The 23,681-nt window shown below is 72.4% G+C and carries 23 protein-coding genes; 7 read left to right on the forward strand and 16 right to left on the reverse strand.

The window, feature by feature from the left end; all coding sequences use genetic code 11:
* Nucleotide 1: 1 nt before the first annotated feature.
* The 8 genes from K4S16_RS16820 to K4S16_RS16855 form a co-directional block, all read right to left on the reverse strand.
* The gene (locus K4S16_RS16820) at nucleotides 2-910 is read right to left on the reverse strand and encodes an NAD(P)-dependent oxidoreductase (protein ID WP_149259879.1); all 909 of its coding nucleotides are present in this window, start codon (nucleotides 908-910) and stop codon (nucleotides 2-4) included.
* Complete coding sequence (locus K4S16_RS16825) at nucleotides 907-2,430, reverse strand: aldehyde dehydrogenase family protein (protein WP_200841920.1); 1,524 nt, start codon at nucleotides 2,428-2,430, stop codon at nucleotides 907-909. Before K4S16_RS16825 ends, K4S16_RS16820 begins: the two co-directional genes overlap by 4 nt.
* A 13-nt stretch (nucleotides 2,431-2,443) precedes the next feature.
* The gene (locus K4S16_RS16830; protein ID WP_149259880.1) at nucleotides 2,444-3,553 is read right to left on the reverse strand and encodes a mandelate racemase/muconate lactonizing enzyme family protein; all 1,110 of its coding nucleotides are present in this window, start codon (nucleotides 3,551-3,553) and stop codon (nucleotides 2,444-2,446) included.
* Entirely contained in the window at nucleotides 3,550-4,113 is a 564-nt protein-coding gene (gene fae / locus K4S16_RS16835) for a formaldehyde-activating enzyme (protein ID WP_200841921.1), read from the reverse strand. Before fae ends, K4S16_RS16830 begins: the two co-directional genes overlap by 4 nt.
* Nucleotides 4,110-5,075 (reverse strand): glycine betaine ABC transporter substrate-binding protein, encoded by a 966-nt coding sequence (locus K4S16_RS16840; RefSeq protein WP_200841922.1) that lies wholly within the window; start codon nucleotides 5,073-5,075, stop codon nucleotides 4,110-4,112. Before K4S16_RS16840 ends, fae begins: the two co-directional genes overlap by 4 nt.
* Before the next feature lie 87 nt (nucleotides 5,076-5,162).
* Nucleotides 5,163-5,948 carry an ABC transporter permease gene (locus K4S16_RS16845; RefSeq protein ID WP_200841923.1) on the reverse strand — a complete coding sequence of 262 codons (786 nt, stop codon included), beginning with the start codon at nucleotides 5,946-5,948 and terminating at the stop codon, nucleotides 5,163-5,165.
* Complete coding sequence (locus K4S16_RS16850) at nucleotides 5,938-6,957, reverse strand: ABC transporter ATP-binding protein (protein WP_235036856.1); 1,020 nt, start codon at nucleotides 6,955-6,957, stop codon at nucleotides 5,938-5,940. Before K4S16_RS16850 ends, K4S16_RS16845 begins: the two co-directional genes overlap by 11 nt.
* On the reverse strand, nucleotides 6,950-7,597 hold the full coding sequence (locus tag K4S16_RS16855; RefSeq protein WP_149259881.1) for an ABC transporter permease: 648 nt from the start codon (nucleotides 7,595-7,597) through the stop codon (nucleotides 6,950-6,952). Before K4S16_RS16855 ends, K4S16_RS16850 begins: the two co-directional genes overlap by 8 nt.
* A gap of 135 nt (nucleotides 7,598-7,732) precedes the next feature.
* Between K4S16_RS16855 and K4S16_RS16860 the strand changes: the two genes are divergently transcribed.
* Nucleotides 7,733-8,554: an IclR family transcriptional regulator gene (locus K4S16_RS16860; protein WP_235036857.1), complete on the forward strand. Its 822-nt coding sequence runs from the start codon at nucleotides 7,733-7,735 to the stop codon at nucleotides 8,552-8,554.
* Nucleotides 8,555-8,581: 27 nt separating this feature from the next.
* Here the strand turns inward: K4S16_RS16860 and K4S16_RS16865 are convergent, their stop codons facing one another.
* The 4 genes from K4S16_RS16865 to K4S16_RS16880 all read right to left on the reverse strand — a co-directional run bounded on the left by K4S16_RS16865 (nucleotide 8,582) and on the right by K4S16_RS16880 (nucleotide 12,944).
* Complete coding sequence (locus tag K4S16_RS16865; RefSeq protein ID WP_149259883.1) at nucleotides 8,582-10,741, reverse strand: SpoIIE family protein phosphatase; 2,160 nt, start codon at nucleotides 10,739-10,741, stop codon at nucleotides 8,582-8,584.
* Nucleotides 10,742-10,893: 152 nt separating this feature from the next.
* Nucleotides 10,894-11,805, reverse strand: coding sequence for a metallophosphoesterase (locus K4S16_RS16870; RefSeq protein ID WP_160160934.1), 912 nt, complete (start codon nucleotides 11,803-11,805; stop codon nucleotides 10,894-10,896).
* Nucleotides 11,806-11,810: 5 nt separating this feature from the next.
* A complete protein-coding gene (locus tag K4S16_RS16875; protein ID WP_149259884.1) occupies nucleotides 11,811-12,311 on the reverse strand; it encodes a DUF2231 domain-containing protein in 501 nt (166 codons plus the stop codon).
* A gap of 258 nt (nucleotides 12,312-12,569) precedes the next feature.
* Nucleotides 12,570-12,944, reverse strand: coding sequence for a helix-turn-helix domain-containing protein (locus K4S16_RS16880; RefSeq protein ID WP_149259885.1), 375 nt, complete (start codon nucleotides 12,942-12,944; stop codon nucleotides 12,570-12,572).
* 78 nt (nucleotides 12,945-13,022) lie between these two features.
* Between K4S16_RS16880 and K4S16_RS16885 the strand changes: the two genes are divergently transcribed.
* The 3 genes from K4S16_RS16885 to K4S16_RS16895 all read left to right on the forward strand — a co-directional run bounded on the left by K4S16_RS16885 (nucleotide 13,023) and on the right by K4S16_RS16895 (nucleotide 15,451).
* Nucleotides 13,023-13,433: a RidA family protein gene (locus K4S16_RS16885; protein WP_149259886.1), complete on the forward strand. Its 411-nt coding sequence runs from the start codon at nucleotides 13,023-13,025 to the stop codon at nucleotides 13,431-13,433.
* An 80-nt stretch (nucleotides 13,434-13,513) separates the two neighbouring features.
* Nucleotides 13,514-14,080 carry a TetR/AcrR family transcriptional regulator gene (locus K4S16_RS16890; RefSeq protein ID WP_149259887.1) on the forward strand — a complete coding sequence of 189 codons (567 nt, stop codon included), beginning with the start codon at nucleotides 13,514-13,516 and terminating at the stop codon, nucleotides 14,078-14,080.
* A 135-nt stretch (nucleotides 14,081-14,215) separates the two neighbouring features.
* Nucleotides 14,216-15,451: an alkyl sulfatase dimerization domain-containing protein gene (locus K4S16_RS16895; protein WP_149259888.1), complete on the forward strand. Its 1,236-nt coding sequence runs from the start codon at nucleotides 14,216-14,218 to the stop codon at nucleotides 15,449-15,451.
* A 127-nt stretch (nucleotides 15,452-15,578) separates the two neighbouring features.
* Here the strand turns inward: K4S16_RS16895 and K4S16_RS16900 are convergent, their stop codons facing one another.
* From K4S16_RS16900 to K4S16_RS16910, 3 genes are read right to left on the reverse strand one after another with little or no spacing between them, the layout of a single operon-like run.
* Nucleotides 15,579-16,733 carry a serine hydrolase gene (locus K4S16_RS16900; protein WP_149259889.1) on the reverse strand — a complete coding sequence of 385 codons (1,155 nt, stop codon included), beginning with the start codon at nucleotides 16,731-16,733 and terminating at the stop codon, nucleotides 15,579-15,581.
* A gap of 5 nt (nucleotides 16,734-16,738) precedes the next feature.
* On the reverse strand, nucleotides 16,739-17,869 hold the full coding sequence (locus K4S16_RS16905) for a DUF1254 domain-containing protein (RefSeq protein WP_149259890.1): 1,131 nt from the start codon (nucleotides 17,867-17,869) through the stop codon (nucleotides 16,739-16,741).
* 43 nt (nucleotides 17,870-17,912) lie between these two features.
* The gene (locus K4S16_RS16910) at nucleotides 17,913-18,989 is read right to left on the reverse strand and encodes a porin PorA family protein (protein ID WP_149259891.1); all 1,077 of its coding nucleotides are present in this window, start codon (nucleotides 18,987-18,989) and stop codon (nucleotides 17,913-17,915) included.
* Nucleotides 18,990-19,145: 156 nt separating this feature from the next.
* Here K4S16_RS16910 and K4S16_RS16915 point away from each other — a divergent pair, with 156 nt between their 5' ends.
* The 3 genes from K4S16_RS16915 (at nucleotide 19,146) to K4S16_RS16925 (ending at nucleotide 23,067) form a co-directional block, all read left to right on the forward strand.
* Nucleotides 19,146-20,570: an MFS transporter gene (locus tag K4S16_RS16915; RefSeq protein WP_160160935.1), complete on the forward strand. Its 1,425-nt coding sequence runs from the start codon at nucleotides 19,146-19,148 to the stop codon at nucleotides 20,568-20,570.
* A 147-nt stretch (nucleotides 20,571-20,717) separates the two neighbouring features.
* Complete coding sequence (locus tag K4S16_RS16920) at nucleotides 20,718-21,776, forward strand: hypothetical protein (RefSeq protein ID WP_149259893.1); 1,059 nt, start codon at nucleotides 20,718-20,720, stop codon at nucleotides 21,774-21,776.
* Between the two features lies 1 nt (nucleotide 21,777).
* Nucleotides 21,778-23,067: a PQQ-binding-like beta-propeller repeat protein gene (locus K4S16_RS16925; RefSeq protein WP_149259894.1), complete on the forward strand. Its 1,290-nt coding sequence runs from the start codon at nucleotides 21,778-21,780 to the stop codon at nucleotides 23,065-23,067.
* Between the two features lie 66 nt (nucleotides 23,068-23,133).
* Here the strand turns inward: K4S16_RS16925 and K4S16_RS16930 are convergent, their stop codons facing one another.
* Nucleotides 23,134-23,418: a MerR family transcriptional regulator gene (locus K4S16_RS16930; protein WP_149260171.1), complete on the reverse strand. Its 285-nt coding sequence runs from the start codon at nucleotides 23,416-23,418 to the stop codon at nucleotides 23,134-23,136.
* Nucleotides 23,419-23,681: the final 263 nt, after the last annotated feature.

The raw sequence follows: 23,681 nt of genomic DNA on the forward strand, positions 1-23,681 counted from the left end.
GTCATGCTCCCTGGGGTGCGAGCCGCAGGGGGACCTCCATCAGGTCCTCCCAGAGCTTGACGGGCGTCATCTCGCCGGCGAGGTCGCCGTAGCTGCGGCGCGCCCGCCGGTAGACCTGCTCGACGAGGGCCGCCAGCTCGGCCGGGACCTTCACCTCGCGCGCCAGGTCGTTGGCGAGACCGAGGTCCTTGCAGGCCAGCGCGATGGCGAAGGAGTCGTCGTAGTCGCCGTCGCGCAGCACCGACAGCATGTCGCGGTCCAGGAAGTTGCTGGCGGCGGGGCTGGCGAGCAGCGCGTCGCGCAGCACGCCGACCTCGACGCCGGCGCTGGTGCCGATGGACAGCACCTCGCTGGTGGCGACGAGATGCGCGAACCACAGCAGGTTGATCATCAGCTTGACGGTGTAGCCGGCGCCGTGGCCGCCCACCCGCATGACGCGTTCGGGGTCGCCGAGGACGTCGAACACGGGCCGGACCCGCTCGTACACCTCGCGGTCGCCGCCCACGAAGATCTGGAGCGTTCCGGTGCGGGCCCCGGCCGCCATCCCGGAGACGGGGGCGTCGAGCACGTGCACTCCGCGCCCCGCGGCGGCCTTGCGGACCCGGTCGGCCACCTCGGGCACCGAGGTGGACATGTCCACCCACACAGCGCCCTCGCCGAGGGCGCCGAGCAGTCCGCCGGGGCCCAGCAGCACGGACTCGACGTGCCGGGGCGTGGGCAGCATCGTGATCACCACGTCGCGGCCCGCGCCCGCCTCGGCGGGGGCGGCCGTCCAGACGGCGCCCATCCGCTCGGCCTCGGCGGCGGCCTCGCGCCGCGCGTCGTGCACCGCCACGTCGTATCCGGCGGCCAGGAGGTTGCGGCACATGGGGCCGCCCATGTTCCCCAGGCCGATGAATCCCAGTCTCATGCGTCCCCCGCGGGCTGCTCGTTCATGTTGATCCAGGTGGTCTTGAGGGCGGAGTAGGCGTCCAGCGCATGCAGGGACTTGTCCCGGCCGCTGCCGGAGTCCTTGAACCCGCCGAACGGCGTGATCACGTCGCTCGCGTCGAAGGTGTTGACCCACACGGTCCCGGCGCGCAGGGCGCGGGCGACCCGGTGCGCCGTGGACAGGCGGCCGGTCCACACGCTCGCGGCCAGCCCGTAGCGGGTCCGGTTCGCCAGCCGGACGGCCTCCTCCGCCGAGCCGATCTCCGTGGCCGTCAGCACCGGTCCGAAGATCTCCTCCTGCGCGACGCGGCAGTCGTTGTCGACATCGCGCAGCACGGTCGGGGCGACGAAGTAGCCCCCGGACTCCGCACGGACGCGGTCGCCGCCGGTGACGAGCCGGCCGCCCTCCTCCCGGCCGAGCGCGACGTACCCGACGACCTTGTCCAGCTGCGCCCGGTCGACCATCGCGCCCATCTGCGTGGCCGGGTCGAGCGGGTCGCCGACCCGGATCCCCTCGGCAATCTTGGTGACGCGGGCCAGCAGGTCGTCCATGATCCGGGTGTCGGCCAGCAGCCTCGACCCGGCGTTGCAGGTCTGCCCGGCGTTGTAGAAGATCCCCCAGGCGACGGCGGAGGCCGCCGCGTCCAGGTCCTCGGCGTCGGCGAGGACGATCTGCGGCGACTTGCCGCCCATCTCCAGCGCCACCTGCTTGCCGTTGGAGTGCGCCGCGTACTCCAGGAACCGGTGCCCGGTCGCCGTGGAGCCGGTGAAGGCGATCTTGTCCACCTCCGGATGGCGGCCGAGCGCCGCCCCCGCCACCGGTCCGAGCCCCGGGACGACGTTGAGGACGCCGTCGGGCACCCCCGCCTCGGCCGCGAGCTCGGCCAGCGCCAGCGCGGTCTGGCTGGACTGCTCGGCCGGCTTGAGCACCACCGAGTTGCCCATCGCGAGCGCCGGGGCGATCTTCCAGGAGGTGATGAGCAGCGGGTAGTTCCAGGGGACGACCGCACCGACCACCCCGAGCGGCTCCCGCGTGATCAGCGCGAGGGCGTCGGCGCCGGTCGGGGCGATCTCGCCGTAGCGCTTGTCGATCGCCTCGGCGTACCACTGGACGCAGGCGGCGGCGCCCGGCACGTCCACCCGCAGGGACTCGCCGATGGGCTTGCCCACGTCGAGGGTCTCCAGCAGGGCCAGCTCCTCCAGGTTCGCGCGGATCAGCTCGGCGAACCGCAGCAGGACCTCCTTGCGGTGGCGCGGGCTCGCGCCCGCCCAGCGGCCGTCCTCGAACGCGCGCCGGGCGGCCCGCACCGCGCGGTCCACGTCCTCCTCGCCCGCGGCGGCGATCCGCGCGAGCTCGCGCCCGTCGCGGGGACCCGTCTTGGTGAAGGTCCCGCCGTCGGCGGCCGGCGTGAACGCGCCGTCGATGAACAGCTCCCGCCGCAGGGGCGGGTTCGCCGCCCGCTCCTGCCAGGTCCCGTACGTGTGCTCGTGCGCTGTCACGGTCGTTCCCCTCTCAGCCGCGGGCCAGCCGGCGCACCGCGGCGTGGTCGATCTCGGCCCCGAGCCCGGGCGCGCCGGGGACCCTCATGCGGCCGTCGCCGTCGACGCCGACCGGTTCGGTCAGGAAGAAGTCCCGCCGCTCGGGCGTCCAGCCCGGCGGGTCATAGGGGAACTCGACGAACGGCCCGCCGCCGACACCGGCCACGACGTGCAGGTTCGCCAGGACCCCCAGCCCGTTGCTCCAGGTGTGGGGGGTGAACCAGCGGTGCCGCGCGAAGGCCAGTTCGGCGAGGGTGCGGGCGCGCAGCATCCCGACCGACAGGACGACGTCGGGCTGGTAGACGTCCAGCGCGTCGGCCTCCAGCAGGTGCAGCAGCTCCGGCATGGTGCGCACCATCTCGCCGCCGGCGACGCGGACGCCCGTCTGCGCCCGCACGGTCCGCACGCCCTCGATGTCGTACTGCGGCAGCGGCTCCTCCAGCCACTGCACGTCCAGCTCCGCCAGCTCGGCGGCCACCCGGCGCACCGACGCCAGGTCGAGCGCCGGTGCGATGTCGCCGGACATCCGCCACGACTGGTTGAGGTCCACCATGAGCGCGATCTCGTCCCCGACCGCCTCGCGGGCGGCGCGGACGGCGGCGATCCCCTCCGCCAGGCGCTCCCGGGCCACCCTGATCTTCATGGCGCGGAAACCGGCCTCCTTGGCCGCCAGCGCGGCCTCGGCGCGTGCGGCCGGGGGGCGCAGCTCGCCGAACGAGGCGTACGCGGGCAGCCGGTCCGTGGCCCCGCCGAAGAGCGCTGCCACCGGAAGGCCGCTGACCTTGCCGATCACGTCCCACAGCGCGGCCTCCACCGGCCAGTAGCGGCCCGCGTGGAAGTTGATCGTCTCCAGCGTCTTGACGTGGTTGACGATGGCCAGCGGGTCCCGGCCGACGAACAGGTGCTCGTGGCCTTCGAAGCCGTCCATCGTGTCGCCGGAGCCGTAGCCCACCACGCCCTCGTCGGTCTCGACGGTGACCAGGGTGGCGTCGAAATGACCGCGCGGGACGGGGTCCCAGGCCGCGTAGAACGGCGGGTCCAGCGGCAGTCGCATCCGGTCGAGCCGGATACCGGTGATCTTCACTCGTCCCCCGAGGGTGTGTAGAACGGGTTGGCGGGCGAGTGCCGGGCTTCGAGGGCCTCCTCGACGCCCGGCAGCCCGGCCGCTCCCGCGCGCAGCGCCGCCCCGGTGGCGGCGCGGTTGTTGGCGTAGACCAGGTCGGCGTCGGCGGCCTCCGGGTTGACCCAGACGGCGGCGACCAGCACCAGGTCGTCGACCGCCTCGGCGGGGACGACCTGCTCGGCCACCGCGTCCATGACCCCCGCCGCCACGCCCGCCTGGGCCGCTCCCCACGTCAACTCGGCGTGGGCGACGGTGTCGGTGGCGGCCTTGTTCACGAACAGCGTCATGGGCTTGGCCGGCACCCCGGGCTTCAGCACGGCGACAAAGGGGACGTGGCCGGCGCGGGGGGTGGCGAGGGCCGTGGCCCAGGCGGTTCCCGCCGGTCCGGAGCGATGCCCGAGGACGGTGTTGATGTGGGCGGCCTCGGCGCCCTCCCCGACGAAGCTCTCGCCGATCTGCACGGCCGTCGCCGGGCGGGGCGCGCGGTCGGGGGCGCGGTCGGGGGCGTCCGTGCTCGTCACTTGAGGAACCCCTGCTCGTCGAGCCAGTCGTTGGCGGCCTTCTCGGGCTCCAGCCCCTCCGCGTCGACCTGGGCGTTGAGCTTGCGCATCACGTCGTCGGTGAGCTTGGCGGCGACCGGGTCGAGGTACTGCTGGATCTGCGGGTACTTGGCGGCGGTCTCCTTCCGCAGGGTCAGCGCCGCGTTGTAGACGGGGAAGAAGCGCTTGTCGTCCTGGAGGACGGTCAGGCCCATGGAGGCGATCCGGCCGTCGGTGGCGAAGACCTCGCCGAAGGTGCAGGTCTTCCCCTTCTTGGTCTCGCTGTAGATCACTCCGGTGTCGACCGACTTGACGCCGCCCTTCGGCACGTCGAGGCCGTAGGCCTTGGACATGCCGGGCCATCCGTCGTCGCGGGTGGAGAACTCGCTCTCGATGCAGAAGGTGGCGTCGGCCGGCTTCGACCGGGCCAGGGCCGCCAGGTCGGAGAGCTTCGTGACGCCGAGCGCCGCGGCCTTGTCCTTCTGGACGGCGAAGGCGTAGGTGTTGTTGAGCGGCGCGGGCTTCGTCCAGACGATCCCGTTCTTCTCCAGGTCCTCGCGGGCGACCGCCTCGTACTGGCGGCCGGAGTCGGGGATCGGTTCGGTGTGCTTGAGGTAGGTCACCCAGCCGGTGCCGGTGTACTCCCAGTACATGTCGATGTTCTTGGAGGTCAGCGCGGTACGGGTGTTGGTCGAGCCCTTGATGTTGGTCTTGTCGTTGACGGTGGCGCCGTGGGCGCGCAGCAGCGCGATGGTGATCTTGCCGAGCACGATCGACTCGGAGAAGTCCTTGGAGCCGACCGTGAAGGTCGCGCCCTTGAGCTCCTGCCCGAGGCTGCCCTGCTCGACCTCCGCCGACGAGCCGCAGCCGGCCAGCGCGGTGACCGCGAGCGCGGCCGCGGCCGCGGGGACGGTGAGGCCCCGCATCCTGCTGATTTTGGACATCACGAACTCCCGAGGGGTGATGGGGGGGTGGGGTGAAGGGTGGAAGTTCCGGGCGCCGCGTCCGGGCGCCCCTCGCGGTGCGGGGTCTCAGACGCCTCCGGGACGCAGCAGGTCCTCGGCGACGCCGCCGGCCCAGTCGACCAGGAACGCGATGGCGGCGGTCAGGATGCTGCCGGTGACGAGGACGGGCGTCCGGTCCAGCTTGATGCCGTTGACGATGATGTCGCCGAGGCCGCCCGCGTTGACGAAGGTGGCCAGCGTCGCCACGCCCACGGCCATCACCAGCGAGGTGCGCAGGCCGGCCAGGATCACCGGGATCGCGAGCTTGAGCTCGACCCGGCGGAGGACCTGGGCGCGGGTCATGCCCATCCCGCGGGCGGCCTCGATCAGGGTCTGGTCGACCTGCTGGACGCCCACGATCGTGTTGCGGAGCACCGGCAGCACGGCGTAGGCCACCAGGCCGATCAGCGCGATCCGGAACCCCACCCCGAACTTGATGGTCAGCAGGACCAGCAGGCCGATCGCGGGGGTGGCCTGCCCGAGATTGGCCAGGCCGAGCACGAGCGGGCTCAGCCAGCGCGCCGCCGGGCGGGACAGGGCGATCCCCAGCGGGATCGCGATCAGTACGACCAGCAGCACCGCCATGCCGGTGAGACGCAGATGCTCGCCGACCCGGGCGGCGATGTAGCCGGCGTTCAGCGTGCGCCGCTCGATCGAGTCCAGGGAGAGGTTCGACACCCACAGGTAGAGGACTCCGAGCACCGCCGCCAGCAGGAGCGGGGTGAGCAGGAACCGCGGCGCGGCCCTCCGCACCCCGGCGCCCCGCCGCGGGGCGCGGGCGACGGCGGCCGTGCCGGCCGACTCAGCGAGCACCGGGCACCGCCTCGTCCTCGCGTGCCGGTGCGACCGCCGCGCAGATCTCCTCGTACGACAGGACGCGGCCCGCGCAGGCCACCTGCCGCGTACCGTTCGCGATCATGATGTCGAGCGCCTCGCGGAGCGTCGCGGTGGCACCGACCTCGGGAAGCGCTCCGGCCGGGTTCTCGGACGGGGTCCCGGCCGGCGGGAGAGCGGCGCCGTTCCCGGCGAACTCGCCGACGCTGACCAGCGCGAGCCGCTTGAGCGTGGTGTCGCCGCCGATGAAGCCGGCCACGTAGTCGTCGGCGGGGTCGGCCAGGATGCGCGCCGGGGTGTCGTACTGCGCGATGCGGGAGCGCTCGCGGAACACCGCGATCCGGTCGCCGAGCTTCACGGCCTCGTCGAAGTCGTGCGTCACGAAGATGATCGTCTTGCGCAGTTCGCGCTGCAGCCGCAGGAACTCGTTCTGCAGCCGCTCGCGGGTGATCGGGTCGGTGGCGCCGAACGGCTCGTCCATGAGCATGACCGGCGGGTCGGCGGCCAGCGCCCGCGCGACGCCGACGCGCTGCTGCTGGCCGCCCGACAGCTCGCGCGGGTACCGGCGGGCGTACCGGGCGGGGTCCAGACCGACCAGGTCCAGCAGTTCCTCCACCCGTGCCCGCACCTTGGGCTTCGACCAGCCCAGGAGGCCGGGCACCAGCGCCACGTTGTCCGCGATGGTCAGATGCGGGAACAGGCCGATCTGCTGGATGACGTACCCGATCCGGCGGCGCAGCCGGTCGGGCGGCATCCCCAGCACGTCCTCGCCGCCGATCCGGACCGAGCCGGAGGTCGGCTCGATCAGCCGGTTGATCATCTTCATGGTGGTGGTCTTGCCGCAGCCGGACGGGCCGACGAAGGCGACCAGCTCGCCCGCCGGGACGACCATCGTGACGTTGTCGACCGCTGGATCGTCCTGGCCGGGGTACCGCTTGGTGAGCCCGTCCAGTTCGATGCGGGCGCCACCGTTGCCGCTGTCAAGCACGAAGCCCCCTCGGGGTGGTGAGTAGGCGTACGACGAGGTAGAAGAGGTCGAAGGCGAGGGCCAGGACGACCACGCCCAGGGTTCCCGCGAGCGCGGCGTTCAGCGAGTTCACCGAGCCGAGCCGGGCGAGCCCGTCGAAGATCTGGTTGCCGAGCCCGGGGCCGGCGACGTAGGCGGCGATCGCGGCGATACCGAGGATCATCTGGGTGGACACGCGGATCCCGGCCAGGACGACCGGCCAGGCCAGCGGCAACTGGACCTTGGCCATCACCCGGGCCGCGCTCATCCCCATCCCTCGGCCCGCCTCCACCACGGCCGGGTCGACCGAGCGCAGCCCGACGATCGTGTTGCGCACGATCGGGAGCAGCGAGTACAGCACCAGCGCCACCAGGGTCGGCTTCCAGCCCAGTCCCAGGAACGGGATGAGCAGGCCGAGCAGCGCGAACGAGGGGATCGTCAGGAAGCCGCCCGCGGTGCCGACCGACAGCGCGGCCAGCCGGGGCCGGCGGTAGGTCAGCACGCCGATTCCGACGCCGATCACGGTGGCGACGAGGATCGACGTCGCGACGACGAGCGCGTGCTGGCCGGCCGCCCGGGCCAGCTCGTCCCCGCGGGACGACACGTATTCGCCGAACGTCATGCGCTACCTCCTGTCCTTCCGAGGGAGGTTTCGGCCGGGTCTCTCCGGCTCGCTGGCATGACCGTAGGACGGTGTTCATTTTGCTGCAATACTTGTTGCGCCAGCCGCAACAAAGATCTCGATCGGAGAACCCCCTTGGCCCTCCCCCCGCACACGACGCCCTCTCGGGACCCGGCCCCGTCCACCGGACTCCGGCGTGACCTGGAGATACTCGACCTGCTCGCCCAACCCGAGCACGCCGCGCGCGGTCTCGGCGTCAGCCGGATCGCCCGGCTGCTGGACCGGGAGAAGAGCCAGGTCTCGCGCGCCCTCAAGGTCATGGAGGCCGAGGCCCTGGTCGACCGCGACCCCGACTCGCTGGAGTTCCGCCTCGGCTGGCGGCTGTACTCACTCGCGGCCCGCACCACCGAGGCGCGTCTGACGCGTACGGCCGGGCCCTACCTTCGCCGCCTGGTCGCGGGCCTCAACGAGACCACCCACCTGTGCGTGCTGCGCGGCTCCGCGGTCCTGACGCTGCTGTCGGTGTCGCCGTCCCACGCCTTCCGGGGGCTGGGCTGGGAGGGCGTGACGGTACCGGTGCTCATGACCTCGGCCGGGCGCGTCCTGGTCTCCGACTGGGCGCCCGACACGCTGCGCTCCTGGGCGGCCTCCTGGCTCGACGAGCCTGGCCATGCGCAGGCCAGGCTGCGGATCCAGGCCGCCGACGACCTGCTGCGCGAGGTCGCGGCCATCCGCAGGCGCGGCTACGCGTCCGTGGACGAGGAGTTCGAGGCGGGGCTCGTCGGCGTCTCCGCCCCCGTGCGGGACTTCCGCGGCACCATCGTGGCCGCGATCAACGTGTCGGCGCCCAAGGCGCGCCTTGGCCCCCATCTCGACGAGGCCGGACGCCGCACGCTGGCGGTCGCCCGCGAGCTGTCCGCCGAGCTGGGCCACGAGCACGCTCCGGGAGTCGTCTAGCGCTAAGACGGACCGCCCCGGCGGTTTTCACTCCAGGTCGTCGAACTGGTCGAGGATGCCGCTGAAGTCGGCGCCGGTGAGGGGCTGCTCGGTCCAGATGGTCTTGCCGCGGGGGGTCTGGCGGGTTCCCCAGCGCTGGGTGAGCTGGGCGACGAGCAGGAGGCCGCGTCCTCCCTCGTCGAGGAGGCGGGCGCGGCGCAGGTGCGGGGCGGTGCTGCTGCCGTCGGAGACCTCGCAGATGAGCGTCCGGTCCCGGATGAGGCGCAGCTGGATCGGGCCGCTGGCATAACGGATCGCGTTGGTCACGAGCTCGCTGACGATGAGCTCGGTGACGTAGGCGGCCTCGTCGAGGCCCCAGCGCGCGAGCCGCTCGCTCACCTGGTCGCGGGTCTCGGCGACGACTGCCGGGGTGGCCGGCAGCTCCCAGGAGGCGTACTGGTCCTCGCTCAGGGCGTTGGTGCGGGCGATGAGCAGCGCGGCGTCGTCCACGGGGAAGTCCGGCAGGGCGGCCTTGAAGACGCCGTCGCATGTCTCGTCCAGGGACGCGGACCGGCGGCTCAGCGCCTGCCGCAGGCGTTCGAGCCCGGTGTCGGGGTCGTGGTCGCGGGACTCGACGAGGCCGTCGGTGTAGAAGGCGAGGATGCTGCCCTCGGGCAGTTCGACCTCCGTGCTCTCGTAGGGCAGGGCGCCGACGCCGAGGGGCAGGCCGACGGGCAGGTCGAGGAAGTCGACCGAGCCCTCCGGGGTGAGGAGCGCGGGCGGCGGGTGCCCGGCGCGCGCGAGCGTGCACCGGCGGGAGATCGGGTCGTAGACGGCGTAGAGGCAGGTGGCGCCGACCTGGTCCTCCGCCTCATCGTGATCGCCGGTGGCCTCCTCGGCGGAGAACCGGCTGACGAGGTCGTCGAGCCGGGTGAGGAGCTCGTCGGGGGACGGGTCGACGTCGACGAGGGTGCGCACGGCGGTCCGCAGCCGGCCCATGGTGGCGGAGGCGCGGATGCCGTGGCCGACGACGTCGCCGACGACGAGGGCCACCCGCGCGCTGGACAGCGGGATGACGTCGAACCAGTCCCCGCCCACGCCGAGGTTCGACCTGGCGGGCAGGTAGCGGGTGGCGGCCTCCACGGCCGACTGCTCGGGAAGGCCGTGCGGGAGCAGGCTGCGCTGGAGTGCCAGGGCGGTGGTGCGTTCGCGGGTGTAGCGGCGGGCGTTGTCGATGGACACGGCCGCCCGGGCGGTGAGTTCCTCGCCCAGCAGCACGTCGTCCTGCTCGAAGGGCTCCGCGGCCTCGCCGCGGACGAACGCGGCGACGCCGAGCGTGACGCCGCGGGCGCGTATCGGGACGGACAGGACCGAGCGGAGCCGGTACCTGTCGATGGCCTCCGCCCACGCGGGGTTGCGGGAAGTCGCCTCGACGACCTCGGGATCGTCGACGCTCATCAGGACCGCCTTGCCGGTGGCCAGGCACCGCGCCGGCGGCCACGGTTCGGGACGCAGGTCGAGGCCGCCCGGCCTCGCCTCGGGTTCGGTGCCGAAGGCGGCCCGGTACGCCACGCTGCGCAACGCGATCCGGCCGGTCAGCGGCCCCGGGCCCGGTTCGTCGCCGACGAGGACCCCTTCGAGCATGTCGACGAGGATGAGATCGGCGAAACGGGGCACCACCAGGTCGGCCAGCTCCTGGGCGGTCCTGGTGACGTCCAGGGTGGTGCCGATACGGGCGCTGGCCTCGCTCAGCATGGTCAGCCGCTGCCGCGCGCGGTACTGCTCGGTCCTGTCGAGCAGGCCCACCCCCACGGCCTGAGTCCGGCCCTCCTCGTCCTTCAGGGGGAACAGGAAGACCGACCAGTTGCGCTCGCGGGTCTGGCTGGGAACCCGCCGGTAGTACTCCTCGTGCACGGACTCTCCCGTGTCGAGGACGTGGCGGACGTGCTGCTCCATCAGCCTCCAGAAGGGCCCGGGCAGGACGTCGGTGAGGAGGCGGCCGCGCAGTTCGTCTTCCGAGACGTTGATCCTCCGGCACATGAGGTCGTTGACCCTGACGATCCGCAGATCGCTGTCGTGGATCGACATGGCGAAGCCCGACTGGGTGAACGCCAGGTCGAGGAAGCCCGCGTCATCGGCCGCACCGGCCATGGCGACGGGAGGGTCCGTCTCCTCTTCGCCGCCTCCTGAGCTGGTGTGCGCGTCCATAGTTTCGCGTCCGAGTTCGCGGGAGGTCTTCCTAGGGTGCCGCGGCCCCACGTCCAGCACTCCTTCCCGGGCAGACGGATTGCAACGGGTGCCGCATGGAAATTGGGGTTCCGTTTGCGATCCCCTTGCCGACCTCGCCGATCCGCCGAGCCCTACCCGGCCGGACGGATCGTCGCCCGGTCGATGACCTCGCCGTCGGCGGCCACGGCGGTGAGCTGGAGGGCGCCGGCGCGGAGTTCGACCGCGGTGAAGTGGTAGCGCTTGGCGGCGGCGACCCGCGGGGGCGTGGCGCAGCCGGTGCGCAGGTCGTAGAGGTGCTGCCCGCCGCCACCGGTCACCACGTAGGTGACCCCCTTGGCGGAGACGAACCTCTGGTAGTTGTGGTCGTGGCCGTTGAGCACCAGCGCCACCCGGTGGCGCTCCAGGATCGGCACCCACCGCTCGTCGACCGCGGGGGTCGACCCGTGCTGGGAGCACGACCAGGCCGGCTGGTGGAAGACCACGACGCGGAACCGCGGGCCGGGCTCGGCCAGACGCGATTCGAGCCAGGCGCTCTGGGACGCGTCGGGGTGGTCGGCGTCCATGAAGAGGAACTGGAGGCCCGGCAGCCTCCTCTCGTACGGCAGGGCGGGCAGTCCGAGATGGCGGAGCTGGTCGGCGCCGCGGCCGTCGCGGACATCGTGGTTGCCGAGCGTGATCCACATCGGGCGGGTCGCGCGGAGCGCCGCGTAGGGCGCGTCGAGCCTCGTCCGGAACAGGGCGGGGTCGCCGTCGGGGTAGACGTTGTCCCCGGTGCCCACCAGCGCGTCGATGCGGTGGCCGGCCGCCGCCCACCGCAGCATGGCGTCCGCGACCTCGCGCTGCCGCGCGCCCCCCGTCCCGAAGTCGCCGAAGGCCGCGAAGCCCGCCGCCGCGCCCCCGGACGGCGCCGGCGTGATGCTCCGCGACCGGCCCGGCGTCCCCGCGCCGGGTGCGTGCCCGTTCCCGCCGCAGGCGCCCGCCAGCAGGACCGCGGCGGCCAGGCCGGCGGCCGCGGACGGGACCCTGCGCGGGCGGGCGGTCACGGCGTCTAGTCTCCGTCGGAGTCCTTGCTCCCGGTGCCCGCATCGTGCCAGACCGCCTTGGCGCCGCTGTGCCCGATCCGGGCCACCTGGACGCCCGTCGCGACCGACGTGCCCACCGTGAGGACGATGGCCACCACCGTCACCGCCCCGGTCCAGCGCGGCGGCCGGTCCGCGTTCCGCCGGGCGTAGAGGCCGACGCCGATGAGGAGGGCGAGGGCCACCCAGAGCCCGGCCGCCAGGGGGAGCAGGGTGTCGCCCAGTTCCGCGTGCTTTTCCACGAGGGAGGATCGGCCGACCTGGTCTTCCAGGTGCTCGCCGCTTTCGGTGGCCACGGGGATCGTCAGGACGGCGATCGTCGCGACGCCGAGAATCCACGGCCCCAGCAGCCGCCGCACCTTCGGCCAGAGGGCCGCCAGCATGGCGGCCAGCACGGTCAGCGGAACCAGAAAGACCACGATATGGACGACGAACGGGTGGAGGGGCAGACCCAGGAGGGTGTTCGGCATGGTGGGCCTTCCGGGAGATCGTTGATCAGCACAAGCTAGCGGGGGGCCGGGTGCGCCACTACCTTCGCCGAGCGTTTCAGAGGGTTTTCATAGGGACCCTCCTCGACGTGTCCCAAGGCCGGGGTATCGGTCAATGTGAGGTGGTTCTCTCCAAGGCAAAAGAAATAAAGGAGCAGGTCGGCGAGACACTTCACCATGCACGGTTTGGAAACGGACCGCAAATTCCTGATTCAGCTCGGGTGTCCTGCCGCCGGCCTCTCAGGTGCCCGCCTCGTCCTCCCTCTCGTCGAAGGCGTCGCGGGCGCGTTCGATCTCGGCCATGTGCTCCGAGGCCCACGCCAGCAGCACGTCGACGGGATGCCGGAGGGTCTTGCCGAGCGGCGTGATCCGGTACCTGACCGCCACCGGGCGCGTGGAGAGGACCTCGCGTTCGACCACCCCGTTGCGCTCCAGCCGCCGGAGGGTCGCGGTCAGCGACTTCTGGGTGACCGCGGGGACGGCCCGGCGCAGCTCGTTGAAGCGGCAGGGGCGCTCGCAGAGCTCGTTGAGGACGCTGAGCGACCACTTGTCGAGCACCTGGTCGAGCAGCTCGCGGTGCGGCGCGTCGATGCGCAGTTCGTCGTCGGTATCCATGCCGAAACCTGGTCTCGTTGAAGTGCCTTTTGGTTACTAAGTAGCTTACAGATACCTGAAACGACGAAGGAGAGAACCATGACCGTCCAGTACCTCTCGCCCGAGGGCATGATGCGGCCGACCCCGTACCACCACGTGGCCGTCGGGACGGGGGCGAGGCATGTGCACGTCAGCGGGCAGATCGCGCGCCTGGCCGACGGGACGCCGGTGGCGCCCGGCGACCTCGCCGGGCAGGTCGCCCAGGCCCTGCGGAACACCGCCCTCGGGCTGGCGGGAGCGGGCGCGTCGTTCGCGGACGTGCTGCGCCTGACGTTCTACGTGACCCGCTGGAGCCCGGAGAAGATCGGTGACTTCATGGCCGGCGTGGAGGGCGTCGCCGAGGAGATCGGGCTCCGGCTGCCCATGCCGCCGGCGTCCCTCATCGGCGTCGAGCACCTCTTCGAGGACGACGTGCTCGTCGAGGTCGAGGCCACCGCGATTCTCGACTGATCCCGGGCGGTCGGCGCACGCGGCGGAGCGCGAGCACGCGCTTGCACTGGGGGACGGGGGCCTGCTCTACTGGCGGTGTCATGGGGACGGCCCACTCAACTCAGCGTTCGCGTGGCCCGGAGCAGACCCGGAGGGCGATCACCGAGGCCCTCCTCGATCTTCTGCGCGAGTCCGGCCGGGTGCCGACCGCTGCCAGCATCGCCACCCGGGCCGGAGTGTCCCGCCGCAGCGTCTTCGTTCACTTCTCCGATCTGGACGAGCTGTACGTGGAGGCCGGGCAGCGGCAGGCCGAACGGCTGCTCGCCACGGTCGAGCCGATCAGCCCCGACCTCCCGCTCCCCGAGCGCATCGAGCGGTTCGCCGGCCGGCTCGAACGGATCTACGAGACCATGACGCCGGTCCGGCGCGTCTCCATCGCGGCCTCCACCTCGGGGGTGGTGGCCGGGCTGATCAACGAGGGCGACGAGTGGCTGCGGGGAATGCTCCGCGAGCTGTTCGCGGCCGAGTTCGCCGGACGCGACCCGCTGCTTCCCGACATCGTGGACGCCGCCGTCAGCTGGGGCGCCTGGTACCACCTGCGGCGGCTGAGCCTGGAGGACAGGCGCCGCTGCTTCCGCGAGCTGCTCACCACACTGATCCCCGCCTGACCTCCGCCCCCCGGCCTGACCTCCGCCCCGGGCCGTCAACTCGCTCCTCGGGTTCCCTCCGCCTGCGCGTACGCGTTCCGGCGCTTTTCCGTGCGCGCACTGGCAACTTTGCACTCTGAGTGCAATAGTGGGTCCATGCTGATGCGATATGCGGAGCGGATGTGGCACGGCGAGGTCGGGATGGAAGGGTTCTTCAACGGCGACGTCCCCACGGGAGTGGCCTTTGAAATCGCCGGCGGGGTCGCCGTGGTGCCCGCGTTCGCGAACGTCACCGCCTTTCGGACGAGCGAAGGGCTGGTGCTCTTCGACACCGGGGCGCCGAACACGGCCAGGAGCAACTATCAGGCCATTCGGGACTGGTGCCCCGACCCGGTCCGCTATGCCGTCTACTCGCACGGCCACATCGACCATGTCTTCGGCGTCGGCCCCTTCGACGAGGAGGCCGACCGCGGCGACGGGGAGCGTCCCGTCGTCATCGCGCACGAGGCCGTCAAGGCCAGGTTCGAACGCTACGCGCTGACCAGGGACTACAACCGGGCGGTCAACGCGCGGCAGTTCGCGAACCCGAGATTCCGCTGGCCGGAGGATTTCCGCTACCCCGAGATCACCTATCGGGACGAACACCTGCTGCGCGTCGGCGACCTCACCTTCGAGTTGCGCCACGCGCGCGGCGAGACCGACGACCACACCTGGGCGTACGTCCCCGAGCGGAACATCATCCTGGCCGGCGACCTGTTCATCTGGAACTCCCCCAACTGCGGCAATCCGCAGAAGGTCCAGCGGTATCCGGCCGAGTGGGCGGCCGCGCTGCGGGCCATGGCCGAACTGGACGCGTCGCTGCTGATCCCGGGACACGGCGCCCCCGTCGCCGGGAAGGACCGCGTACGCACGGCGCTGACCGATGTGGCGGAGTACCTGGAGTCGCTGGTCTCCCAGACCCTGGAGCTCATGAACGGCGGCGCGCGCCTGGACGAGATCATCCATGCCGTGCGGGTTCCGGAGAAGCTGGCCGCCAAGCCCTACCTGCGCGCCGCGTACGACGAGCCGGAGTTCATCGTCCGCAACATCTGGCGCCTCTACGGAGGCTGGTGGGACGGGGACCCGGCCGCGCTCAAGCCGCCGCGGGCGGACCGGCTCGCCTCGGTGCTGGCGGAGCTCGCGGGCGGTCCGCACGGCCTCGCCGCCCGGGCCCGCCGCGCGCTGGACGACGCCGAGCCGCGCATCGCGGCGCGCCTCATCGAACTGGCGCGCCAGGCCGCCCCGGAGGACGGAGAGGTCGCGGACGCGTACCGCCAGATCTTCACCGCGCTCGCCGACTCGGCCACGTCGCTGATGACGCGCGGTATCTATCTCGCGGCCGCCAAGAGCTGAACGCCGCCCCCCGCAGCGCGAAGGCGCCGCCCCCAGGTCACGGGGGCGGCGCCTTCCGCCATCGGGGCCGCAGGCTCGCCGCCGGGCCTGCCGGCCGGCCGCCGCGGCCGCCGACTCGCCACCGCGGCTACCGGATCACGGCGTCGGTGACGACCTTGGACGCCTCGGCGGGGCCGAACGTCGGCGGCTTGGGCCGCGGTTCGGTCTTCCCGAGGCGCACCACGACGGTCCTGGTTCCCGGATCGATCTGGATGAGCTGGTTGCCGAGCCCGAGGGCCCAGTACATCCGGGGCGGAGCGCCCGGCACCATGGGGCCGCGCGCGGCCTCCGGCGCCCGCGCTCCCCCGAGGTCGGTCGCCGCGACCGGGCCCCGGATGGTTCCGGGCCGGTTGAGCCACCAGAGGTATCCGTAGGCCGCGTTCAGCTTCGTCGACGGGCGGCCGGTGGCCGCTTCGACATAGGCGGCGGAGACGATCTGCCGGCCCTGCCATTTCCCGTTCTGGAGCATCAGCTGCCCGAACCGGGCCATGTCACGGCAGGTGGAGGTGATCCCCATGAAGGTCTGCGTGTTGCCGGCGCGGTCGGTGCCCATGGCGGTGCGGCTCATGCCCAGCGGGTCGAACAGTCGCTCCTCGGCGAAGCGGGTGACGTCCTTGCCGGTGGCCTCTTGCAGGACGCGCTGCAACGTCTGGATCGCGGAGTTGTTGTACACCCAGACCTCGCCGGGCTCGTGCTGCTGTTTCAGGCCGATGGCGAACTTCGTGCGGTCCCGGGACCGGAGCAGGCGCCGGTAGTCGGTCTGGAAGCTCCATTCCCGGCCGGAGACGTTGCTGAGGAGGTCGCGGACCGTCACCTCCTCCGCGGGGGTCCCCTTCCACTCGTCGATCCATTTCGACGCCTTGTCGTCCAGGCTCAGGGCGCCGTCGTCCTGGGCGATCCCGACGAGGACGCTGGTGAACGACTTGGTGGCGGACCATACCGGCTGCGCCTTCTCCCGCCGTCCCTCGGCGAAATACCACTCGCCGGCCAGCTTTCCGTCGCGCGCGACGGCCAGGCAGTCCGACTTTCCCTTCTTGGCCACCGCCGCCACGTTCTCCAGCTTCGCCGCGTCCAGGCCGGCGGCCGCGGGCGCCGTCGTCTCCCATGGAGACGGATCGGCCCCCCTGGTCGCCGGATCGGCAGGTGTTCCCGCGTCGCCGCCGCCGAGTCCGGTCGAGCACGCGCCGGTGAGGAGCGCGGCGGTGAGGGCTGCCCCGAAGAGGCGGTTCGTTCTTCCCGACATCTGGATCATCCCGCGCTCCCGGTGTGCTGCACGGCGCCCCGGACGTCCCGCAAGGCGGCGAGCCCGACTCGTTCGGCGGTGGGCATGACCGGGGCGTCCGCGAGCAGCCAGCGGAACAGGACCCATCCCTCGGAATGTCCGGCGGTGTCCAGCCAGTTCGGCACGCCGGGATCGGTTCCGGAAACGACGACTCGGACGTTCCCCTCCGGCCCGGACGCCGCGGTGCGGGCGTTCAGCGACGTCCGCCGCGTCCGGTGGTCCAGGGACTGTCCCCATCGGTTCGCCAAGTGGACCCCCCAGTAGCGGCATTCCGGAGGCCGCACGTCGATGACGAGCGCCTCCCCTTCGTCGAGCGAGTACCAGCAGACCACGTAGTCGTTGTCCGGCGTGCGGTAGGGACCGTGCTCGCCGGTCGCGACGAAGCGGTTCGGCGTCGCGCTCATCCCGTCCGCCCGCTGCGCCGCCAGCGACGCCGCCGCCTTGACGAACGTCGCCGTCGTGCGCGCGGCGCGGGCGAAGCCGTGATCGTCCAGCGGCGGATCCGGGGCCGGCTCGTCCAGTGCCTCGATCCGGTACCGCGCGGGCACCTCCGCGTCCCGGTCGAGGAAGTACTGCCGGGCGATCACCGCCCGGGACCCGGCGTCGGCGCGGAGCCAGTCGCCCGGCGCCTCCTCGGGCGAGAGGATCACCTCGAAGTCGCCGCCGGGCGAGAAGCGGATGTCCCGGTCGGACAGGTTGACCAGCCGGGTCGTCCCGTCCCGGCCCATCGCGGAGTACACGCAGAACGCGAGGTAGGCGGACGTCCCGCGGTTCCCTCGGATGCGGTACCGCGAGGCGCCGCCGAGCACCGCGATGTCGTAGTCGGTGTCGGGGTTGTCGAAGAAGAACTTGCGCACGGGTGTGACGCCCGGGAGGAAGACCGGATGCCGGGAGCGCCGCAGCGACGCCCGTTCGAACTGGTCGGTCAGGACGTTGAGGAGGTAGCCGAATCCCTCCGCCACGTCGACGGCCGGCATGCCGTCCGCCGGTCCCGCCACCATCTCGCCCGCTTCGGCGAGCGTGTCCAGGAGCTCCCGCCAGGCCGCGATGCTCTCGATGGGACGGGAACCGTCCGTCGTGGGAGGTGGTTCGGTCACTGGTGTGCTCTCTTTCGTACGGGCAACGGTGCGGTGCGCGTCGTCATGCGTGCTTCCCGGGCTCGGGTGCGGGCTCGCGCGGGAGCGGAGGTGCGGCGTCCGGGCGGGGGCGCCGCGCGGCTCGGGCCATGAAGCAGGCCGCCGCCAGGAGCGCCGCGCCGAGGCCGGCCGAGGCGAGCGGCAGCACGACCCGGAGCAGCACGATCGTGCGGGCCGTCCGGTCCGCCCGGATCGCCCGGTCCCGCCGGTCGGCGTCGGACAGCCTCAGGACGAGGTCGGCGACGACCAGCCGATCGACCCCGTCCTTGGTGCGGAGCAGCGTCCGGCTCTCCTGCCGCTGGTCGATGCGGGTTCCGGTACGCGGGTCGACCCAGGCCGTGACCGTCCCCTCGTAGACCTTGTCCACCGCGACGTCGCCGCGTTCGGCGTCATAGCCGGGGAATCCGGGGCGGGGCTTGTCCAGGTCGAGCAGCGACGCTGGGACCCGGGTGGGGGACGGGCCGACCACCGTCGGTTCGGTGCGCTGGACGAACTTGTAGACCCTGACGCCCTGGACGCGCTCGACGCCGGCGAAGACCATCGCCCGGCGCGTCCGGGTCTTGGTGTCGAAGACGTGGTAGGTGCGCTTACGCACGCCGATCGGCCAGAAGGGCCCGATTCCCGACTGCCGGACGCGCGTGTCGCCGTCCACCGCGGCGCCGCGCGCGTTGACCAGCCGCGCCGTCCGGCGGTCGAAGGCCACCCGCTGCGACTGGATGTCGATCTCGGTTCCGGTGTCGGCGTCCCCGATCCAGGTGAAGGAGTCCCAGACGGCGGTCCTCCCGTCGCTCGCGCGCACGTCGCCGCGGAGCGTGTTGACGGCCGTGATCCGGGCGCCGCGCCTGACGGTGCCGGTCCTGCCGTCCAGGTACGTGGCGTCCTCGGCGTGCAGCGTCGTCCGCTGGTAGACGTCCGCGGGCGCGACGATGATCCGCGGCGCCACCTGGAGGCGCAGGAGCGGCGCGAGGGTGAGCAGGAACGCTCCGGACGCGACGGCCGCCGGGCCGAGGGCGCGGGGCGGCCTCATCCCGCCGCCCCCCGTCCGGGGCGCGCGGCCCGCCCCGTGGTCATGAGCTCGCATCTCGACATGGAACCGACTATTGCACTCCCAGTGCAAATGCGCCACTATTCATCGCAAGGACCTCACCGAAACGGCTGCCGAGCGCGGACCGGCCCGGCTCGAAGGCGGGGGCGGAGGGTGCCTGATCGCCATGCCCGCGGAGTATGGGAAAGGCAAATGATCAAGGACTACTTCGACATCCGCCGAGCGGGGAGCCCGGTGCCGAATCGGCGTTCACCCCGTCCGCCGGACGGCCGCGCGCCCTACGGCTGGAAACCCCTGGCGGTCATCGCGACGGCCGGGTTCATCGACCGTTTCGAGCATCAATTGCTCCCCGGCGTGCTCCCTTTCATCCAGGACGAGTGGGGCCTCAGCGACACCACCGCGGGGCTGCTGCCGCTGGGCGGGGCGCTGGCCGCGATCACCCTGACACCGCTGGCCGGATACCTCACCGACCGGTACCGCCGCACCCGCATCCTCACCGTCATCGTGCTGTGCTGGGCGGTCGCCACGCTCGCCTCCAGCCTTGCGACCGGGTTCGGGATGTTCTTTCTGATCCGGTTGCTGCTGGCGAGTTCGGAAGGCTTCTACGGCCCTCTCTCCGGCAGCCTCCTGGCCGATTTCTATCCTCCCCAGAGCCGGGCGAAGGTCTATGGCTGGAGAGGGCTGACCCCCTATCTCGCGGGCGTCGGTGTGGTGGTGGGCGGGGTGCTGGCCCAGCATTTCGGCTGGCGCGCCGCCTTCGTCATCGCCGCCATTCCGGGCCTGGTCGTCGCGGCGCTATGCGCGCGTTTGACGGAACCCCCGCGCGGCCTGCTCGACCGGACGGCCGGCACCGTCCCGCGCCCGCTCGACGGGGCGCCCGGCACCGCGCCGGACCCGCTCGACGCGATCGCGGGCGAGGACGATCGGCCCCCTGCCCCGGAGGGCGGTTCGGACGCCGCCCCCACCGGACGGCGCGAGCATCCGCGCTTCCGCCGGCAGCTCCGGCAGGTGCTGGGGACCCCGACGATCGCGCTGCTCTCGGCCGCTCTGGCGGCCCTGGCGTTCGGGCTCTCCGGCATCTCCTACTGGACGCCCAGCCTGATCCACCGCGACCACGGCGTCGCCGAGGGCCTCGCGGCATCGGTGAGCGGCGCGGTGACCGTCGTCGGAGTCGTGGCGGGCGTGACGGCCGGAACCTGGCTCGGCCGCCGCTGGAACGACCGGCGCGGCGGCGGCCGGCTGCTGGCCGGAGGCACCGGGATCGTGGTCGGGGGCGGCTTCCTCGTCGCGGCGATCTCGATGCCCTCGGTCTGGGCGCTCGCGGTGCTCCTCCTGCTGTCGAAGGCGGCCATGGCGATGGCGATCCCCAACCTCACCGCCTCCATCGCCGACGTGCTGGCCGCGACCTCGCGCGGTCTCGGCTTCGCCGTCGTGCACGTGTTCGGCGCGTTCGGCGTCGCCTTCGGACCGCTCGTGGTCGGGGTGGTCTCGGACGCGACCGGCTCCATGGTCTCGGCCATGTACGGGCTGGCCGTCCCGCTGCTGCTGGGGGGCCTGCTGACGATCAGCGCGCGGCTGACCTTCGAACGCGACCGGGGCCGCGCCCCCGCACTCTGACCCCGCCCACTGCGACCACGCCCAATCCGGCATCCCACGCCCGATTCCCCTCCGAGCGCTCGCACGCCGTACGGCGCGCCGAGCCCATCTCGTCCTGCCTGGAAGGCCCCGGCCTCCAGGCGGGCCCACCCCCGAGGAGGCAGTCAGATGGAGAATCCGCTACGAGGAACCAACCCGAAGACGGCGGCGATCAGAGGTTCGATCCTCGTCCTGATCACCGCGGTCGCCATGCTCGTCGGGCCGACTCCCGGCGCGCTCGCGGCGGCGCCCACGCCGCCCCCGCAGCCCGCGTCCGGCCCAGGGGGCGCGGACTACCGGTGGTCGGCCACCACCGTCCGCAGCGTCACCTTCACCGACCACACCAAGGACTACTGGGTCTTCGGCCCCTCAGGCTGGCAGGGCGGCGGAACCGCGCCCTCGGCCGCGCCGCTGGTCGCCTTCCTGCACGGATGGACCGCCGACGACCCGAAGTACTACCAGGACTGGATCGACCACCTCACCCGCAAGGGCAACGTGGTCGTCTTCCCGCGCTTCCAGACGAGCGCGCTGACCCCGCCGAAGGAGTTCGCGGCCAACGCCATCTACTCCATCAAGGACGCGCTGGCCAGGTTCCCCGCCGACGCGCCCGTCAAGCCCGACACCTCCGGGGGCATGACGCTCGTCGCCCACTCCTACGGCGGGCCGACCGCCGCCAACATCGCCGCCCGCTGGTCGGCGGAGGCGCTCCCCCGCCCTAGCTCGATCATGTTCGCCATGCCCTACGACAGGTCCATCGACGCGTCCCTGGCGGGCATCCCGTCCACGACCAGGATCGACTGCGTCGTCGCGGACGAGGACACGACGGTCGGCCGCACCGGCTGCGACGCGATCTGGGACCTGACCGGGCACGTGCCGGCGAGCAACCGCAACTACCTGTGGATGTTCAGCGACGCCCACGGGTCCCCGGCGCTCACCGCCGACCACCGGGTGCCGAGCAGCAACAACAGCGCGTCCGTCCTCGACGCGCTCGACTGGAACGGCCTCTGGAAGCTGGGTGACGCCCTGCGCGACTGCGGACTGTCCGGCACCTACTGCGACTACGCGCTGGGCGGCACGGCGCGCCAGACCTCGCTCGGGACGTGGAGCGACGGCGTCCCGGTCCGCCCGCTCGCGGTCTCCACCACCAAGCCCGCCTGCCCGGCCGGCAGTGGCGCCAAGGGCTGCTGACATGCCGGCCAAGCATGTCGGCGGGGCGGCTCTGGCGGTCCTGCTGCTGGCCTCCGTGGCCGCGTCATCGCCACCTGCTCCGCCTCTCCGGATGGACCGGCTCGCCTCGGTTTACGGGGCGGGCTGGTCCACCGCCCACGCGGACGCGGGGAACACCGACTACTCGCCGGTGGTCGGCGCGCGGAACCTGACCCCGGCGTGGCAGCGCGGCTTCTCGGGCAGCATCTATCTGGGCGCGACGAACGATGCCGCCGGCCGGGTCTACGTGACGACGAACGGCACGGGATGCCACCTGCACGCGCTCGACACGGCGACCGGAAAGACGGCCTGGTGCTCCGGTGAGGTCGATCGCGAGGCCATCGCGTCGTCCGCCCTCCTCGACCGGGACGGGCGGATCTACCTGGCTGACGGCAAGGCGATGCACTCCTTCGACGCCGACGGGAACCTCCGCTGGGAGACGCCCATCGTCGGAACGCCGCTCTCCGCGCAGTTCACCCCCGCGGGCAACCTCGTCTTCATCACCCACATCGGACGCGTCTACGTACTGGATCGGGAGACCGGCGAGCCCGTCCTCCCGCCCGTGGAGCTCATCCCAGGCGCGCCCGACACCGACGACACACGGGCCTGCATGCGGGGCACGGCGGAATGCCCGTCCTCCAACACGCTCGCGGTCGATCTCGCCACCGGACGCATCTTCTTCACCTTCTGGGACAAGGGCGCCCCGGCCGCCGACATACGGGCGATGCAGCTGACCGAGGGAGACGACCCGTCGATCCGGCCGTTGTGGAGGAACGAGTCGCTGCCCGGCGGGAGCGCGACGAGCCCGGACCTGTCCGCGGACGGATCGCGCCTCTACGTCGGCGACAACGAGGGCGGAATCCACGCGCTGGACACCGCGACCGGCGACACGATCTGGAGCCATGACACCGGCTACGCGGCCGGCGGCAGCTCGTCGCTGTCCCCCGACGGCCTCATCATGCCGGCGGGCGGCGGGGACGGCGCCCTGATGGCGATCAGGGACGCCGGGGACCGGGCCGAGCGGGTCTGGACGAAGGAGGGCCTGGTGAACCGCGGCATCCCCGTCCAGGCCGCGGGAGGGGTCGCCTACGCGACGGTCTCGGCGGCGCTCGGCAACGACCTCGTCGTGGTCGACACCGCGACCGGCGCCGAACTCGACCGGGAGCGGCTGCCCGGGGCGACCCTCTTCTCCGTCGGCACGACCGTCGCCCCCGACGGGACCGTCCTGGTACCGACCATCACGGGAGAGCTGTTCGCGTTCCGGCCCGGCTGATGCCGGGACGCCGCCGTCCTCGGGCCCGTCCGCGCCATGCCGCGCGGGGGCCCGAGGGCGCGGCTGCTACGCCTGGTCCTGGGGCGGGGGTTGGGCGGCGCGTTCCCGGCGCAGGCGGGCGTTGATGCGCTGGGCCTCGGCCAGCTGGTCTTCCAGGATGATGATGCGGCAGGCCGCCTCCAGCGGGGTGCCCTGGTCGACCAGGTCGCGGGCGCGCTGTGCCAGGCGCAACTGGTAGCGGGAGTAGCGGCGGTGGCCGCCGGACGAGCGCTGCGGGACGATCAGCCGGGCGGTGTCCAGGCTGCGGAGGAACGCCGGGGTGACGCCCAGCATCTCGGCGGCGCGGCCCATGCTGTAGGCCGGGTAGTCCTCGTCGTCGAACTTGTCTTCGAGCCCGCCGGACTCTAACGGCGTGGACGCCTGCGGTCCGAGCGGGTCTGGCTGGTCGCCGGTCCGGGCCGGCTGGGGTGCTTTCACAGAACCTTCCGTACTGCCGTGGGATCGGCAGGCGGCGACGCGACAGGGGCCCCGGCGCCAGACTGCGGCGCCGGGGCCCAGAGGTACAACACCATCCACCGGCGCTAGTGAGCCGGTCTTCCGCGTCGGCCGACCAC

The organism is Actinomadura sp. K4S16 (genome assembly GCF_008327685.1).
Lineage (GTDB): Bacteria > Actinomycetota > Actinomycetes > Streptosporangiales > Streptosporangiaceae > Spirillospora.